This window comes from Fodinicola feengrottensis (genome assembly GCF_039530045.1).
Lineage (GTDB): Bacteria > Actinomycetota > Actinomycetes > Mycobacteriales > HKI-0501 > Fodinicola > Fodinicola feengrottensis.
In genome coordinates this window covers 579,973-596,374 of the sequence record NZ_BAAANY010000009.1, presented here as the reverse complement: position 1 = coordinate 596,374, position 16,402 = coordinate 579,973, and the positions used below count along the sequence as shown (strand labels likewise).

The 16,402-nt window shown below is 66.3% G+C and carries 15 protein-coding genes and 1 tRNA gene; 8 read left to right on the top strand and 8 right to left on the bottom strand.

Features of this window, described 5'->3' with window-relative positions:
• Nucleotides 1-25: 25 nt before the first annotated feature.
• From grpE to ABD301_RS15320, 3 genes are all read right to left on the bottom strand, one after another.
• Nucleotides 26-724, bottom strand: coding sequence for a nucleotide exchange factor GrpE (grpE, locus tag ABD301_RS15330; RefSeq protein ID WP_344310886.1), 699 nt, complete (start codon nucleotides 722-724; stop codon nucleotides 26-28).
• Nucleotides 721-2,598 (bottom strand): molecular chaperone DnaK, encoded by a 1,878-nt coding sequence (dnaK, locus tag ABD301_RS15325; RefSeq protein WP_344310884.1) that lies wholly within the window; start codon nucleotides 2,596-2,598, stop codon nucleotides 721-723. The genes grpE and dnaK overlap by 4 nt, the downstream gene beginning before the upstream one ends.
• Before the next feature lie 155 nt (nucleotides 2,599-2,753).
• Nucleotides 2,754-3,245, bottom strand: coding sequence for a pyridoxamine 5'-phosphate oxidase family protein (locus ABD301_RS15320; protein WP_344310882.1), 492 nt, complete (start codon nucleotides 3,243-3,245; stop codon nucleotides 2,754-2,756).
• Between the two features lie 62 nt (nucleotides 3,246-3,307).
• Between ABD301_RS15320 and ABD301_RS15315 the strand changes: the two genes are divergently transcribed.
• Nucleotides 3,308-4,273: a helix-turn-helix transcriptional regulator gene (locus ABD301_RS15315; protein ID WP_344310880.1), complete on the top strand. Its 966-nt coding sequence runs from the start codon at nucleotides 3,308-3,310 to the stop codon at nucleotides 4,271-4,273.
• 440 nt (nucleotides 4,274-4,713) lie between these two features.
• Here ABD301_RS15315 and ABD301_RS15310 read toward each other — a convergent pair whose 3' ends face one another.
• The gene (locus ABD301_RS15310) at nucleotides 4,714-5,337 is read right to left on the bottom strand and encodes an NADPH-dependent FMN reductase (protein WP_163567768.1); all 624 of its coding nucleotides are present in this window, start codon (nucleotides 5,335-5,337) and stop codon (nucleotides 4,714-4,716) included.
• Nucleotides 5,338-5,605: 268 nt separating this feature from the next.
• Here ABD301_RS15310 and ABD301_RS15305 point away from each other — a divergent pair, with 268 nt between their 5' ends.
• The 4 genes from ABD301_RS15305 to ABD301_RS15290 all read left to right on the top strand — a co-directional run bounded on the left by ABD301_RS15305 (nucleotide 5,606) and on the right by ABD301_RS15290 (nucleotide 10,806).
• Nucleotides 5,606-7,768, top strand: coding sequence for a (Fe-S)-binding protein (locus tag ABD301_RS15305; protein WP_344310877.1), 2,163 nt, complete (start codon nucleotides 5,606-5,608; stop codon nucleotides 7,766-7,768).
• Nucleotides 7,769-7,786: 18 nt separating this feature from the next.
• Nucleotides 7,787-8,353, top strand: a complete 567-nt coding sequence (locus tag ABD301_RS15300) for a hypothetical protein (protein ID WP_344310875.1) — start codon at nucleotides 7,787-7,789, stop codon at nucleotides 8,351-8,353.
• Between the two features lie 72 nt (nucleotides 8,354-8,425).
• Nucleotides 8,426-9,778 (top strand): hemolysin family protein, encoded by a 1,353-nt coding sequence (locus ABD301_RS15295; protein WP_344310873.1) that lies wholly within the window; start codon nucleotides 8,426-8,428, stop codon nucleotides 9,776-9,778.
• Nucleotides 9,775-10,806 carry a hemolysin family protein gene (locus ABD301_RS15290; protein ID WP_163567771.1) on the top strand — a complete coding sequence of 344 codons (1,032 nt, stop codon included), beginning with the start codon at nucleotides 9,775-9,777 and terminating at the stop codon, nucleotides 10,804-10,806. The genes ABD301_RS15295 and ABD301_RS15290 overlap by 4 nt, the downstream gene beginning before the upstream one ends.
• Nucleotides 10,807-10,832: 26 nt before the next feature.
• Here ABD301_RS15290 and dcd read toward each other — a convergent pair whose 3' ends face one another.
• Nucleotides 10,833-11,411 (bottom strand): dCTP deaminase, encoded by a 579-nt coding sequence (dcd, locus tag ABD301_RS15285; protein WP_344310871.1) that lies wholly within the window; start codon nucleotides 11,409-11,411, stop codon nucleotides 10,833-10,835.
• Nucleotides 11,412-11,483: 72 nt separating this feature from the next.
• Between dcd and ABD301_RS15280 the strand changes: the two genes are divergently transcribed.
• Nucleotides 11,484-11,557 (top strand) — tRNA-Gly (locus ABD301_RS15280).
• A 314-nt stretch (nucleotides 11,558-11,871) separates the two neighbouring features.
• Here the strand turns inward: ABD301_RS15280 and ABD301_RS15275 are convergent.
• Nucleotides 11,872-12,492 (bottom strand): M15 family metallopeptidase, encoded by a 621-nt coding sequence (locus ABD301_RS15275; protein ID WP_344310869.1) that lies wholly within the window; start codon nucleotides 12,490-12,492, stop codon nucleotides 11,872-11,874.
• 321 nt (nucleotides 12,493-12,813) lie between these two features.
• Here ABD301_RS15275 and ABD301_RS15270 point away from each other — a divergent pair, with 321 nt between their 5' ends.
• Nucleotides 12,814-13,254 (top strand): hypothetical protein, encoded by a 441-nt coding sequence (locus tag ABD301_RS15270; protein ID WP_163567773.1) that lies wholly within the window; start codon nucleotides 12,814-12,816, stop codon nucleotides 13,252-13,254.
• Between the two features lie 24 nt (nucleotides 13,255-13,278).
• Here the strand turns inward: ABD301_RS15270 and ABD301_RS15265 are convergent, their stop codons facing one another.
• Both ABD301_RS15265 and ABD301_RS15260 read right to left on the bottom strand, forming a co-directional pair.
• Nucleotides 13,279-14,193: a tetratricopeptide repeat protein gene (locus tag ABD301_RS15265; protein WP_344310867.1), complete on the bottom strand. Its 915-nt coding sequence runs from the start codon at nucleotides 14,191-14,193 to the stop codon at nucleotides 13,279-13,281.
• A 77-nt stretch (nucleotides 14,194-14,270) separates the two neighbouring features.
• Nucleotides 14,271-14,597 carry a hypothetical protein gene (locus ABD301_RS15260; protein ID WP_163567775.1) on the bottom strand — a complete coding sequence of 109 codons (327 nt, stop codon included), beginning with the start codon at nucleotides 14,595-14,597 and terminating at the stop codon, nucleotides 14,271-14,273.
• Between the two features lie 218 nt (nucleotides 14,598-14,815).
• Between ABD301_RS15260 and ABD301_RS15255 the strand changes: the two genes are divergently transcribed.
• Nucleotides 14,816-16,390, top strand: a complete 1,575-nt coding sequence (locus tag ABD301_RS15255) for an alpha/beta hydrolase (RefSeq protein ID WP_344310864.1) — start codon at nucleotides 14,816-14,818, stop codon at nucleotides 16,388-16,390.
• The last annotated feature ends 12 nt before the right edge of the window (nucleotides 16,391-16,402 follow it).

Genomic DNA, 16,402 nt, shown 5'->3' with positions numbered 1-16,402 from the left:
GCCCCTCCTCTCCATGTTTTCGTCTCTACTCGCTGTCGGTCGGCGCGGCAACCGGCTCTTCGGCCGGCGGTGGCCCGGCGACCGGGTCAGTTGGTGCGGCGGCCGGCCCAGCGGGGTCCGAAACCGCCACCATCGCCGGCCGGATCAGCCGCTCACCGAGCAAATAGCCCGGCTGGAACACCCTGACGCAGGTCGGCTCGGAAACGTCGCTCGGCTCCGCGTGCATGACCGCCTCGTGCCGGTTCGGATCAAAGGCATCACCCTTCTCACCAAACGCGGTGAGCCCGACCTTGCCCAGGGTGCCCTGGAGTTTCTCCGCGACAGCGGCGAAAGCGCCGGACAGGTCGCCGTGCTCGCGGGCCCGGTCAATGTCGTCGATCACCGGCAACAGCGCGGTGATCAGCGCCGCGGTCGCCAACTCGGCGGCCACCGACTTGTCCCGGTCCACCCGGCGGCGATAGTTCGCATACTCAGCGGTCACCCGCTGCAAGTCGGTCGTACGCTCATCCAACTGCTTTTGCACTGCCTCCACCTCGGCCGAACTCACCACGTCCTCGACCGCACCGCCAGCCGGTGATTCCTCGGCTGGCGCCGGCTCCGCCGCAGCCTGGGGGCCGGGCGAGGGCCGGCGGGGTTGACCCGTTTCCGGATCGATCCGCCGGCGGTCTCGGATCACGACGCGGGGTTCCTCCTGGTCGGGATCGCGCCCCTGCTGTGGCGTCATGACTTCTTGTCGTCCTCATCCACGATCTCGGCGTCCACCACGTCATCCGCGGACTGCGCGGTGCCGCCACCCTGACCGGTCGCCGACTGCGAGCTGGAGTCACCAGCGCCGGCGTCCGCGGAGCCAGCCGAAGCCTGGGTGTTGGCATACATCGCCGCCCCGGCCTCCTGGCTGGCCTTGGCCAGTTTTTCCTGCGCGGCCTTGATAACGTCCAGGTCCGAACCACCGAGCGCGGACCGCAGGTCGCCGAGCGCCTCGCCGATCTCGGTCTTCTTGTCCTCAGGGATCTTGTCGCCGTTCTCGGCCAGGAACTTCTCGGTCTGATACTGCAAAGACTCGGCGAGGTTGCGGGTTTCCGCGTCATCGCGCCGCTTCTTGTCCTCCTCGGCGTGCGCCTCGGCGTCCCGCATCATCCGCTCGATGTCGTCCTTGGGCAGCGCGGAGCCGCCGGTGATCGTCATCGACTGCTCGCGGCCCGTACCCAGATCCTTGGCGTTGACGTGCACAAGGCCGTTGGCGTCAATGTCGAAGGTGACCTCGATCTGCGGCACTCCACGCGGTGCCGGCGGCAGCCCGGTCAGCTCGAACATGCCGAGCTTCTTGTTGTACGCCGCCATTTCCCGCTCGCCCTGATAGACCTGGATCTGCACGCTGGGCTGGTTGTCGTCAGCGGTGGTGAAGACCTCGGACTTCTTCGTCGGGATCGTGGTGTTGCGCTCGATCAGCTTGGTCATCAGGCCGCCCTTGGTCTCGATGCCCAGCGACAGCGGGGTGACATCGAGCAGCAGCACGTCCTTGACCTCGCCGCGCAGCACACCGGCCTGCAGGACCGCGCCGACCGCGACGACCTCGTCGGGGTTGACGCCCTTGTTCGGCTCCTTGCCACCGGTCAGGTCCTTGACCAGCTCGGTGACCGCGGGCATCCGGGTGGAACCGCCGACGAGCACGACGTGGTCGATGTCGCTGGTCGGGATGCCAGCGTCCTTGATGGCCTGCTGGAACGGGTTCCGGCAGCGCTCCAGCAGATCCTGGGTCATCCGCTGGAACTCGGCCCGGCTGATCGTGGTGTCCAGGTGCAGCGGACCGTCGGCGCCGGCCGTGATGTACGGCAGGTTGATGGTCGAGGACTGCGAACCGGACAGCTCGATCTTCGCCTTCTCGGCGCCCTCACGGAGCCGCTGCATCGCCATCTTGTCCTTGGACAGGTCGATGCCGTTCTGCGCGTTGAACGTCTTCACCAGGTGGTCGACGACCCGCTGGTCCCAGTCATCGCCACCGAGGTGGTTGTCTCCGTTGGTGGCCTTCACCTCGATGACGCCGTCGCCGATCTCCAGCAGGGACACGTCGAAGGTGCCGCCACCGAGGTCGAAGACCAGGATGGTCTGCTCTTTCTCACCCTTGTCCAAGCCGTACGCGAGGGCCGCCGCGGTCGGCTCGTTGACGATCCGCAGCACGTTCAGGCCGGCGATCTCGCCGGCTTCCTTGGTGGCCTGACGCTGCGCGTCCTCGAAATACGCCGGGACGGTGATCACCGCGTCGGTGACCGGCTCGCCCAAATAAGACTCGGCGTCACGCTTGAGTTTCTGCAGCACCCGCGCGGAAATCTCCTGCGGGGTGTAGTTCTTGCCGTCAATGTCGATCTTCCAGTCGGTGCCCATGTGGCGCTTGACCGACCGGACTGTGCGATCGACGTTGGTCACTGCCTGGCGCTTGGCGACCTCACCGACGAGCACCTCGCCGTTCTTGGCGAACGCGACGATCGACGGTGTGGTCCGAGAGCCCTCGGCGTTGGCGATTACGGTCGGCTCACCGCCCTCCAGGACAGAGACGACCGAGTTCGTCGTACCGAGGTCGATACCGACCGCACGTGCCATTACATCCTCCATAGGCTGTCCCGAGTTGAGCGCTTCGGACTCAAGTTTGCACACGCTCTCGCTCAATCGTCAAACCAGACTTGAGCCCGCTCGCCGCAACTTTCTCGTTGAGTCGAACGCCAGCCTACCGGAGTGCATTCCCGCTGGTTGAGGGGTCAGTGCTTACGGACCACGCGCTCTGCCTCTCCGGGCTTCCAGATCGTCACGTCCAGATGCCCGTCGCCCACCTCGACCGCCGATCCGACCGTGATGTCGGCCACGTAGAACTGGTCGAACTCCCGGCCGCGCAGGTCGAAACCGGTGTCGTCGTACAGCTGCTGCGCGAATCGTTGGTGCAGCTCGGTGTCCTGCAGGTTGGTGACTGTGCCGAAGAGCTTGGCGTCGCCGTCCTTGACGTGCGTGTCGACGGTGGCGGTGTGCAGGCAGAACCGTGGATCGCGGGCCAGGTCGTTGAACTTGGTGGTGTCCGGCATGCCGACAACCGCCAACTGGCCTTCGAAGATCCGTGGCTCGACTGGGCTGATCCGCGGAAACCCGTCCGAACGAAGGGTGCCGAGCATGCAGAGGTTGCCGGTGGCGGCATGTCGCCGGAGAAAGATCTCGGCGATGCGCGGAGCGGCTTGAGCGAACTCTTTCCAGGTCGTCATGACTACGACGCTATCGCCAAACCTTGTCAACGAGTGTCAAGGTTTATCCGTACGCTGGACCGATGCGGGCGAGCCGACTGGTGCAGGTGTTGCTGCTGTTGCAGACCCGCGGCCAGCTGACCGCTCCGGAGCTGGCGAGTGAGCTCCAGGTCTCCGTACGCACGGTCTATAGGGACCTCGAAGCACTGTCAGCAGCCGGCGTACCCGTCTACAGCGAGCCAGGCCGGGCCGGTGGCGCTCGGCTGGTGGACGGCTACCGGACCCGGCTGACCGGCCTGACCACCGACGAGGCCGACGCGGTGCTGCTGGCCGGCCTGCCCGGACCGGCCGCTGACCTGGGACTCGGCACGGTCCTCGCGGCCGCTCAGCTGAAGATGCTGGCCGCGCTGCCACCAGAGCTGCGCGGCCGGGCCCGCCGAGTGGCCGAGCGGTTCCATCTGGACGCGCCCGGGTGGTTTCGACAGCCGGAGGACACGCCCGCACTGGCCGCGATCGCCGACGCGCTGTGGAGCGACCACCAGCTGGACGTGTCGTACCAGCGCTCCGACCAGGTGGTGGCCCGCCGGGTCGACCCGCTCGGCCTGGTGATGAAGGCCGGTACGTGGTATTTGGTCGCTCGCCAAGGCGCCGACATCCGGTCGTACCGGGTCAGCCGGATCGTCTCGGCCGACCCACGGCCGGAGCGCTTCGAGCGGCCGGGCGACTTCGACCTGGCCGCTCACTGGGCCGCGTCGATGGACGACTTCGCCCGCTCGATGTTGCGCCTGCGGGCCCGCTGCCGGATCCGCACATCCGCGTACCGGCTGCTCCGAATCGCCCTGGACCCGGCCGCCGCGACCGAGGCGATCGCGTCGGCCGGGCCCGAGGACGCCGACGGGTGGGTCGAGATGACCATCCCCACCGAGTCGTACGACGTCCTCGCCGGCGCGATCCTGCGGATGGGCGAAAACGCCGAGGTCCTCGACCCACCCGAACTGCGCGCCCGGCTTGCCGCCACCACGGCCGCGATGGCCGCGCGGTATCGATAGTCAGCGCGAAAATCACTCTCGGGAAAACCTTTGTCCAGGGCAATTTCCGTGACAGAATGAGCGCCCCACCCTGGATCAGAGGGTGGGTAGGTGGGCTTGAAAGACCCACATTTGTCAGGCGATGACCGAGGATTTTGGCGCTGCTACGCCGATGCAGCCGTGCCATCACCTCGATCACGCGGGCCGTCCAGGATGAGCAGAGGTTTTGCGGCCGTTACGACGATGTGGCCCGCCCGTTTGCCTTTGACCATACGGCCCCGGCTGGGTGATCAAGGGCTCGGGGTGCACAAAATCCAAGTAATAGCGGGAAAGTCCTTGATCACCCGTACCGGAAAACGCCCGCGCGACGAAATGTCGCCCCGAAGTCGAGCCTTCCAGGCTGGTACGACAATTTCGCGGACCACCGACAGCGCCCGGAATATTTCTGACCAGAATTCGGGTCAGGAGGCGCGGTCGGGGCGTTCCCGGAAAGACTCGCCGCGGGCCTGTGCGGCCAGCCGCCGGGCGAGGGCGAATTCGGCGACCTGTACGCCAACGGTTTCCAGCTGAAAGCGGACAGTGTCGTCGATCAGTTCGCCAGTCTTGTCGAAAACCCCGGCGGCCGCGTTGACGGTGGCACCCAACGGGCTCGGCCAGCCGCGCAGGGCGTGCACGACCGTACGAACGCTGGTCAGCGTCGACACGGTCGCCTGCCAGCCGTGCGCGACGGCGATGCAGCCGACCGGTAGGCCGTCCAGATATGGCCGCGGGTCGAGCCGGGTGTCCTCGACGTAGTCGAGTGCGTTCTTCATCAGCCCGGACAGCGTGCCGTGATAGCCCGGCGAAGCGACGATCAAGGCGTCGGCTCGGCGGACGGCCGCCACGAAGGCGGCGGCCTCACCGGACCGTACGTTCACCTCGGTGTCGTAGATCGGCAGTATGAGCGCTCGGCCGGTGATGAACTCGGTGGTCAGGCCGGCTTCCTCGGCGGCCGCCATAGCGATCCGCAGCGCGCGCTCAGACGTCGAGTCGGGCCGGGTCGAGCCGCCGATGCCGAGCACCCGCACAGGCTGGCCGGCTCCCACGCTCGCACTCCCTACCTGACTGATGACTCAACCCCACCTAACCTACCTCCGGAGAACGCCGCAGGCCCCTGGACAGCCAAGACCAAGGGCGGCCGATCGGGCATCTCCGCCGGCACGTACGTGGCATGTCTCACCACCGACGCGGCCGCCGAGCCGGTAAGTTACTTGTCGGTAGCGTAAGGGTCGGCTGCGTGATGCCGGGAAACCGGCACGGTCGTACGCTGACGGCCAGTCCTGCTCCAGGCAAGACACCTGTGGAGGGAACGCGATGGTTGTCCGGCTCGTCCTCGGCCTGCTCATGACCGTTGTCGCGGCCGCCGTCGCCGGCCAGCGACTGTGGTGGCTGTTTCGTCTGTTCCGCGCCGGCCAGCCGGCGGTCGGGCGTACGAACGACTGGCCGCGCCGACTCGGTGCCCAGGTCACCGAGGTCTTCGGCCAGCGCAAGCTGCTGAAATGGTCGATCCCCGGCATCGCGCACTTCGTCACTTTCTGGGGTTTCATCGTCCTGTTGCTGACGATCATCGAGGCCTATGGCGGGCTCTTCAAGAAGGACTTCGCCATTCCGCTGATCGGCACCTGGCCGGTGGTCGGCTTCCTTGAGGACTTCTTCGCGGTCGCGATCGTGCTCGCGCTGGCCACCTTCACGTTGCTCCGTTTCCAGCAGCAGCCCAAAAACCTGGGCCGCGCCTCGCGGTTCTACAAGTCCCACACGGGCGCCGCCTGGTTCGTGTTGTTCATGATCTTCAACGTGGTCTGGACGCTGCTGCTGATGCGCGGCGCGCAGGTCAACACCGGCGTTTTCCCGTACAAGAGCGGGGCCTTCGCGTCGTACGCGGTGGGTGCCCTGCTGCACCCGCTCGGACTGGCGGTCAACGAGGTTCTGGAGACCGTAGGCCTGCTGCTGCAGCTCGGCGTGGTGCTCGGCTTCGGCGTTTTTGTGGTCTATTCCAAGCACATGCACATCGCGCTGGCGCCGCCGAACATCCTGTTCTCGCGCCGGCCGCGGGCGCTGGGCGCGCTGCTGCCGATGTATTCCAACGGCAAGGCGATCGACTTCGAGGACCCGGGCGAAGACGACCTTTTCGGCCGCGGCGCGATCGAGCACACCACCTGGAAGGGCATGCTCGACTTCGCCACCTGCACCGAGTGCGGCCGCTGTCAGAGCCAGTGCCCGGCCTGGAACACCGGCAAGCCGCTGTCCCCGAAGCTGCTGATCACCGACCAGCGCGACCACCTTTTCGCCAAGGCGCCCTATCTGCTCGCCGGCGGCGGCGTCAGCGCGACCGGTGACGAGAAGCTGTCCGACGAGAAATTGGCCGCACTGCCGGAAAACGTCCGCAAAGAGGTTGAGCGGTCGCTGGTCGGCAAGGTCGAAGAGGGCGGGGTCATCGACCCGGACGTGCTCTGGAGTTGTACGACCTGCGGCGCGTGCGTCGAGCAGTGCCCGGTCGACATCGAGCACGTCGACCACATCGTGGACATGCGCCGCTATCAGGTGCTGATCGAGTCGGCCTTCCCGTCCGAGGCCGGCGTGATGCTGAAAAACCTGGAAAACAAGGGAAATCCGTGGGGCCAGAACCCGCACGAACGGGAAGACTGGACCAAGGGTCTGGACTTCGAGGTGCGTCGAGTCGAAGGCACCATCCCGGATGAGGTGGAATACCTGTTCTGGGTCGGGTGCGCCGGCGCGCTGGACGACCGCGCGAAGAAGGTCACCCGCGCGGTCGCCGAGCTGCTGCACACGGCTGGCGTCGAGTTCGCGATCCTGGGCAACGGCGAGACGTGTACGGGTGACCCGGCCCGCCGAATGGGCAACGAGTTCATCTTCCAGATGCTCGGGCAGCAGAATGTCGAGACGCTGAACGAGGCGTTTGGCGAGCGTCCGGTGGAAAAACGCAAGATCGTGGCGACCTGCGCGCACTGCTTCAACACCCTCGGCAACGAGTACGGGCAACTCGGCGGCGACTACGACGTGGTCCACCACACGCAGCTGCTGTCCCAGTTGGTGTCCGACGGGAAACTGACGCCGGTCACGCCTCTGGAGACGACGCTGACGTACCACGACCCGTGCTATCTCGGCCGGCACAACCGCGTTTTCACGCCGCCGCGCGAGGTCCTACAGGGCCTGCCGGGTACGACGTACAAGGAAATGCCGCGGTTCGCCGAGCGGTCGTTCTGCTGCGGCGCCGGCGGGGCCAGGATGTGGATGGAGGAGAAGATCGGGCAGCGGGTCAACGTGAACCGCACCGAGGAAGCTCTGTCTCTTAAGCCGGACGTGATCGCCATCGGCTGCCCGTTCTGTCTGACGATGATCTCCGACGGCGTCTCCGAGAAGCAGGCCAGCGGCGAAGGCCAGGGCGTCGAGGTTCTGGACGTTTCCCAGGTGTTGCTGCGGACGATCCAGCCGGCGAAGGCCAAGGCCACAGACTGACCCGCTACCTTCAGGAGCGTGAAGGGCGATCAGTACGAGGGCGCGTACGACCGGTCGGACGCGCGCCGGCGGCTTGAGGAGCCGTCGCTGCAGAGCCTCGAACCGCACGTTGGCCTGCCGTTCGGCCGGATTCCCAGGCTGCCGACGAAATGGTTGATCGTCGCCCTGGTGGCTTTCGTGGCGCTCGGCGCCGGCTTCATCGTGGCCAACCCGAACAGCGAGCTGCCGCCCGGCAACTGCCAGCACACGACCCTGACCCTGCGCTCCGCCGACCAGCCGACCGGCTATCCGATCAGCTGGACGGCCACCGGCCCGGTCGGCCGCTATCAGCTGACCGTCGGTGTCACCAAGCTGACCGTCGACAAGGCCGGGCAGCCGCACATCGCCGGCACCGACCGGGGCAACGAGACCGACGCCAGCATCGAGGGCACGCCCTTCCCGATGAGCGGCTGCAAGGCCGCCGGCACCTTCAAGGTGCAGCAGGGCCACGGCACCCAGACGGCCCGGATCTTCCGGCTCGACGGCGGCGCTGCCCGCGAGGTCGCCGAGGCCGGCCTGACCTCCCGCGGGCGGGTCACTCCCTAGCTGCGGATACCCGCGCCGTACGATCGAAAGCCAGGTAAAGATGGGGAGCCGACAATCGACGTCCTGGCGCTGGTGGCGTTCTTTCTCCTGACCGCGGGAAACGCCTTTTTCGTCATCGCCGAGTATTCGCTGGTCACCGTCGACCGTGCGCTCGTCCAGGAGCAGGCCGCGGCTGGCGACGGCCGGGCCAAGCAGGTCGCCAAGGCCGTACGATCGCTGTCCTTCCAGCTGTCCGGCGCTCAGCTGGGCATCACCCTGACCGCGCTGCTGACCGGTTATCTGGCCCGGCCCGCGGTCGCCCACCTGATCGAGCCCAGCTTGCAGTCGGTCGGCGTGTCCGCGCCGGTCGCGGACGGCATCGCGACCGCTGTGGCGCTGATCTTCGCCACCCTTTTCACCGTGCTTTTCGGCGAGCTGGTGCCTAAGAACGCGGCACTGTCGATCCCGATGCCGCTGGCCCGCTGGTCGGCGCCGGTCCTGCGGATCTTCTCGGCCGTCCTACGCCCGGTGATCGCGCTGCTCAACGGCACCGCCAACGCTGTCGTACGGCTGCTCGGCATCGAGCCGCAGGAGGAGCTCGCCTCGGCCCGGTCACCGGAAGAGCTCGGCCTGCTGGCGGCCATTTCGGCCCGCGCCGGTGCGCTGCCGAGCGAGACCGCCACCCTGCTGCAACGCACGATCCGCTTCGGCGACAAGCGAGCCGCGGAGGCGATGACCCCGCGGGTCGACGTGGTCGGGCTGCCGGCCTCCTCGACCGCCGAGGAGCTGCTGACGCTGGCGTTGGAGTCAGGTCACACCCGCTTCCCGGTCTACGACGGCACGCTGGACACCGTTATAGGAGTGGCCGCGGTGATCGACGCGCTGCAGGTGCCACCGGATCGGCGGGCCAGCACGGGCGTACGAGAAATCGCTCGCGAACCCCTGCTCGTACCGGAGACCTTGGAGCTGGACACCACCCTGTCCCGGCTGCAGGAGAGCGGCATCCAGATGGCGGTGGTGGTCGACGAGTACGGCGGCACCGACGGGATCGTCACCGTCGAGGACCTCGCCGAGGAACTGGTCGGCGAGATCGACGACGAGTTCGACGAACCCGAAGTAGACGCGGTACCAGTCACCGCGACCGCGCTCACCACCCAGTCCGCGACCGTCACCTCGCCGCTGACCGACCAGTCCGTGCTGGTCAACGGCCTGCTGCGGGAGGACGAGCTGGCTGAGCACACCGGCTTTCGACTGCCGGACGGCCCGTTCGAGACGCTGGCCGGTTTCCTGATGGCCCGGCTCGGGCACATCCCGACCGAGGGCGAGACTGTCACCGAGCGAGGCTGGGAATTCACCGTCACTTCGGTGGAACGGCACCGGGTCGAACAGGTCCGCGTGCAGCCGCCGGAAGAGTCCGACGAACCCGAGAACGGCAACGGCTCATGAGCGGCCTGCAGATCGCGGCGACCATCCTTTTGCTCCTTGGGAACGGTTTCTTCGTCGGTTCCGAGTTCGCCATCCTCTCGGCCCGGCGCACCCAGATCGAACCCCTCGCGGCCGCCGGCTCCCGGCGGGCCAGCGCCGCACTGCGGGCGATGGCCCAGGTGCCGCTGATGATCGCCGGCGCGCAGCTGGGCATCCAGATCTGCTCACTGGGCCTCGGCGCCATCGCCGAGCCGCTGTTCTCGCACCTGCTCGAAGGCCCGTTCCAGGCGGTCGGTATGCCCGCCGAGCTGCTGCACCCGATCTCGTTCGTGCTCGCGTTGGCCATCGTCACGTACGGCCACACCGTGGTGGGCGAAATGGTGCCGAAGAACATCGCGCTGTCCGGGCCGGAACGGCTGGTGCTCTGGTTTGGGCCACCAATGCTGGCCTTCTGCGTCGCCACCCGACCGGTGCTGCTCGCGCTGCGGTGGATTTCGGACAGCCTGCTGCGGTTGGTACGGATCGAGACACCCAGCGAGGTCAAGACCGTCTATACGGCTGAGGAGCTCGCCAGTCTGGTCGCCGAGTCGCGTACCGAGGGCCTGCTGGACGCCGACGACCACCGCCGAATCACTGGCGCGCTGACGTTGACTTCCCGTACGGCCGCCGACTTCATGTCGCCGTGGTCCCAGGTGCGTACGGTCACCGCCGAGGTCACCCCGGCCTCCCTGGAAGCACTGTCGGTCGCCACCAACCTGTCCCGCTTTCCGGTGGTCGACCGGCGTACCCGCGCGGTCCTGGGCTTCGTACACGTCAAGGAGGCGCTCGGCGTTTCCGGCACCGCCCGCCGGTCGGCGCTGCCGGAAGACGCCGTGAGACCGCTGACCGTGGTCGCGCCAGCCACCTCGTTGGGTGAGGTGCTGCTGATCATGCGCCGGACCCGATCGCACCTCGTCCTGGTCTCCGACAGCGGTCGTTCTCTCGGCGTACTAACCCTGGACGACGTGCTCGCCGCAGTCGTCGGCGGCGTCCCCGTCAGCGCCCGCTGATCGAGCGTTTTACCTGGTAGGCCGTTTTACCTGGTAGGCCAGGTGCGCCAGGACTGGAACGAGCGGCTCGGGGTCGGACCGCGCTGGCCCTGATAACGCGAGCCATACTTGTCGCTTCCGTACGGATGCTCCGCCGGCGACGACAGCTCGAACACACAGATCTGGCCGATCTTCATCCCCGGCCACAACTGGATCGGCAGGTTGGCGAGGTTCGACAGCTCCAATGTCACGTGCCCGGAGAACCCAGGGTCGATAAAACCGGCCGTCGAATGCGTCACCAACCCCAGCCGCCCAAGACTCGACTTGCCCTCCAAGCGGGCCGCGAGGTCATCCATCAGGCTGACCACTTCCAGCGTCGACCCGAGCACGAACTCGCCCGGGTGCAGCACAAACGGCTGGTCCGGATCGGTCTCCACCAGCGAAGTCAGGTCGTCCTGCTGCCGGGAGGGGTCGATGTGGGTGTATTTCAAGTTGTTGAAGACCCGGAACCAGCGGTCCAGCCGTACGTCGATGCTGGAAGGCTGAATGAGCTCAGGCTCCCACGGATCCAGGCCCAACCGGCCTTCGTCAATGGCCTTCAGCAGGTCACGATCGGAGAGCAGCACGTCCGCGAGCGTACTGGCGGCAGCCCTTGCCTCGGTCGCGGGGCCGGGTTGCTAGAGTGTTCGAAGCGCTCTGCGGATGTAGTTCAATGGTAGAACTTCAGCTTCCCAAGCTGAGAGTGCGGGTTCGATTCCCGTCATCCGCTCCACTTTGGCGACATGCAATGTCATTGTGAGCTCCTGTAGCGCCCCGGACTCCTCGATCAGACCGCGACCGCGATCCGCAAATCGGCAATGGCGGCGGCCGGATCGTCACCCTCACCGTGCGCACCTACCCCGGGACGAAGCTGGGCATGCGCCGTCATCACTCGTGGCTCGGTGGATGCTCGGGGAGCAGGCCATCAATGGGCCATTAGCCGAGCCGCTCTCGGCGCTGCGCTTTCTCAGTGACGTCACCGTGGTTGGCGCCGCGGTGGGAGCAGAAGGCGGGGCCCGACGGTCGCGTCGTCAGGCGCGGAAGCGGTTACGCCAGCTCGAAGTGCTGGTAGTCCTTGAGGGTGTGCCAGTCGCCGCCCCAGGTCCAGCCGTTGCCGGTGAAGGCCCGTACGGCTTTGTCACCATCGTGCAGCATGCCGGGGTCTTTTCTCGTACGGTCGAGGTAGGGACCGCCGTTCTTGGGCTGCACGCCTTGCGAGTCGTGGTAAGGGTTAATGAGGGTGTTGATGTCGATCGCGCGGCCGTACGCGTGGTACGACAAGGCGCCACTGGTGGGAATGTCCCGGCAGTCGTACGCCGAAGTGTTGTTGTCTTCCATGGACAATTCGTCGTCGGCGTTGGGGTAATGGTCCGGTGTCACCATTTTCGCGATGGGATAACGCATCCGGTAGAGCTCACCGAAGATCTTGATCGTCTGGTCGACCCGGTCGGTGTTGACCACCAACTGTCCGGCGTGCGCTTTTTGGTCCATTCCATAATAAGTGAGGCTGATCATTCGCAGCTGAGCCGGTCCGACCGGGCAGCCCGAATGCCAGGTGGCACCGAGGTCGGCGGCCGTCACCGTTTTGGTGGTCGCGGAATACGCCGGCAGGGAATCAGGGGCCGTCAGGCCGGACAGCAAGACAAGAGGAACAAGCAATAAATGCATGCGTCCCAGCTTGTCAGAAACTTATACGAATTCCATTCAATGTGTAGTCCCCCAACTTGAGGCAACCTTCGACTGGTCCCCAACGTTAGTCACGCCAGTTGTACGGCGTCACCAAGGCGGATCGCGCCGGGATGGATGACCTGGGCGTACGCGCCGGCGCATGGTTGGGCGCCCATGCCGCCGCCACGCATCCCCTCACACATCCGCCCTTCACAAGCGAACCTCCAGCCAACCACGACCACCGTCGATCACGGGAGCCGAACGGGCAGACTCCGGGTCCACGGCTTGAAGAATCCGAGTGGGGTAAGCCAGGCTGGTGAAATGGAGTCACTGGACCTGGTGGAGAAGGAACTCACCGCGCGTACGGCCGAATTCTTCCGCGCGGTCTCGTTCGAGACAGCCGGAAAGCCTCGGTACGACCAGATCTACGACCTGTTCATCGAGGGTGGGCTGCTGATCAAGAACTCCGAGTCCAAGCCGGAGATCATGACCGTCGCGGAGTTCATCGCCCCCCGGCAGGCGCTGGTGGACGTTGGGCGGCTGACTTCCTTCGAAGAGACCGAAATCGAGCACCGGATCGACACTTTTGGGCAGGTCGCTCACCATCTCTGCACGTACGCGAAAACCGGGGTGCTGGACGGCGTCGCGACCCAGGGACGCGGAGTCATCTCCACCCAGTTCGTCCGGACCCCGGACGGCTGGAAGATGAGCTCGATGGCCTGGGACGACGAGCGCGACGGCCAATCGATTCCGGCACTTTAGTCCAAAGAGTTCGCGAATGTGAGGTCAGAAGGCCCGCTCCGGGCTGCTGTACGAGCGGTCAGACCCGCTGAGTGCCCACTGGCGCAGCACCTGGTCGGCCTCGCCAAAGGTGGCACCGATGCCGTAGTCGCGCTCGGGATCCCACTCCACCGGTCCATGGTCGTGGCTCGGGTCGGGATTGCCCTCGCTGCACGATTTACACAGCATCCGGACGCTCTGCGTCCAGTCCTCGGCGCCCAGGTCAGCCGCTTCGAAGGCCGATTGCAGCTGCTGGGCGTCGGCCTCGGACGGGCAGAAGACCACCGACCGCAGCGTCGGCTTCTCGGAAGGACGCAACAGGGCGATTTCCTGGAAAACTCCGCGTTCCTGGCCATCGATCTTCCGGGATCCGACCGGTTCGCCATCGTGCAGGACCAGATCGCCGAACCGGTGCCCGGATTCCGGGGTCGGCACGTTCTGGATGATCGCCCGGGCCGGATCGATGCGGCGGCACCAGACCACCTCGGTGTCGTGCAACTGTCCGTCGATCTGGAGCCGGGTCTCGCCGATGTGCCGCGGCTCCGGGTTGAGCCGGATCGGCACCAGACCGAAGTCCATCACCGGTTCGCCGTCACCGTCCGGCATCGTGACGCCGTACGTCGACCACGCCCGCCGCGCGACCGGCCAGTCGCCCATCGCGGTGGCGGCGATGCCCAGGTTCCAGGCCGCCGGATCCTCCGCTTCGGTCGCGATTTCCAGCGAGCGCTCGTTCAGCCGGGCGCATTGCGCCCAGTCCCGGCGACGCTTGGCGAAAAGTCCGAGGTTGAACCAGAGCCAGGCCGATTCCGGGTGCAGCTCGACGAGCTCCAGCAGATGCCTCTCGGCCGTGGCGGCGTCGCCGGCGGCGGACGCCTCTCGGTAGGCCTTCGCCAACCAGTTATCTCGCCGTTCTTCGCTCATAAGGTCCCATTCTGCCGTCTCGCCGGGGGAGATTCACCGTGCGGATCGGTTTTGCCGGTTACCTGCGCAAAGAGTGGCTACTGGCGAGCTGGCCAGTCGTGGTCGAAGATCGGGTAGCGATCGGACTGGGCGAGCCGCGACCCGTAGAAGGCGGCACCGTCCGGACCGAGCGACTCGTCGTCGTCGCTGCGGTCCTGTTCCCAGACGGGGGCCCATTCGATCCGGAAGGCCTGCCCGAGCCGTTCGGCCACCGCGTACGCGACCTCGGTGACGTCCGGGAGTTGGATGAGGTCGTGCCGCATGGCCAGTTGCCGGTGGATTTCGGCCGCGACCAACTGGCGCACTTGGACCAACTCGGCGGGGAGGTCCTCACCGTTGTCGTCCCAGGCGTCCCGGTTTCCCATGGATGCCACAGTTGACCTTGCCGACAAACGCGTCAATGCAGTACGTCACATCATCGATTCGGGGTTGCCCTCGCGGTCAGGAAAAACACCCATCGGCACAGGTATCGGGGAATTCCCATAGCGTCTTTACCGGACCGGCTTCGCCGCCCGGAAATCTCTGGAAGCATCCTGACCTGCGGCTTCACCAGACCGGTGCGGCCGGCAGGAGGGAAGGCTCTATGAAGAGACTCATGGCGGTCGGTGCGGTGGCTGCTGTCGGAATGGGGATCCTGACCAGCCCGGTAGCGGTTTCAGCGGCACCACAGGCAAACTCGCCGACCACGACGACCTCGTCGGTGGTGTGGGGCGCCTGCCCCGCCGGATATCCGGCCACGATTCAGTGTTCGACCGTGTCGGTCCCGCTGGATTACGCGCACCCGTACGGCAAAAAGATCAACATCGTGATCAGCCGGGCGAAAGCCACCGGCACCGCGGCGCAGCGTCAGGGCGTGCTGTTCGTGAACCGTGGCGGGCCTGGCGGCACCGGTGTCGCGTACGCGCAAAGCGTGCAGAACCGGCTGCCCACCTCGTTAAAGCAGGCGTACGACATCATCGGGTTCGACCCGCGTGGCGTCGGCCTGTCGCACCCGATCTACTGCGTCGACCCCGCCACCTTCTACCAGGCGCCGGTGCCGGACCCGATCCCAACCTCCCGCCGCGACATCGCGATCAACACCGGGCGGTCCGCTCAGTACGCCGCCGGTTGCCTGTCCAAGAACGGCTCGGACGTGCAGTTCTACAACACGCCGAACACCGCGCGGGACATGGACGTGATCCGGGCCGCACTCGGTGAGCAGAAGATCAACTACCTGGGCTACTCGTACGGCACCTATCTCGGCTCGGTCTACGCGACGCTGTTCCCGACCCACGCACGCCGGTTCATCCTGGATAGCAACGTCGACCCGACCGGTGTCTGGTACGACGACAACCTCGGCCAGAACGTCGCCTTCGACAAGTCCTTCCACGAGTTCCTCCGGTGGATCGCCAGCAACGACGCGGTGTTCCACCTGGGCACCACCGAGGCGAAGGTCTCCAAGGCCTGGTACGGCATGCGTGCCGCGCTGAAGAAGAACCCGGCCGGCGGAGTCGTCGGCGCGGCGGAGTTCGACAACGCGGGCTCCGGCGACATGTATTCCGACTCGACCTGGCCGGCCCTGGCGCAGGCGGTCAGCGACTACGTCAACAAGCACGACGACGCCGGGATCCTGGCGCAGTACGGCCCGACGGACCTCGCCGGCGAGAACGGCAACACCATTTACACCGTGGTCAGCTGCAACGACCAGGTGTGGCCGCACAACCTGCAGAAGTGGTACGGGGACGCGGCGAAGCAATACCAGAAGTATCCGTTCCTGGTTTACGGCAACCTGTGGTTCAACATGCCGTGCGCCTTCTGGCCGTACGGTGCCCGGCAGGCCACCAGGGTCGGCAGCACCAACGTGCCGAACATCCTCCTGTTCAACGCGACCGGTGACCCGGCCACGCCGTACGACGGGGCGCTGAACATGCACAAGGCGCTGCGCGGATCCAAGCTGGTGACGGTGACCGGCCAGTTCAACCACGGCCAGTACCTCTACCAGAGCAAGAACACCTGCACCCTCGGGTACGGGAATGACTACCTGCTCACTGGCAAGCTGCCCAAGACCGACGTGACCTGCGTTGGCGACCCGCATCCGACGCCGACGGCGGCCGCTGCGAAGAGCCAGGCCAAGGCTGCGCCCGGGCTCAGCAACGACCTGCCCGGTCGGGCTTTCTAGGATCTGACAACG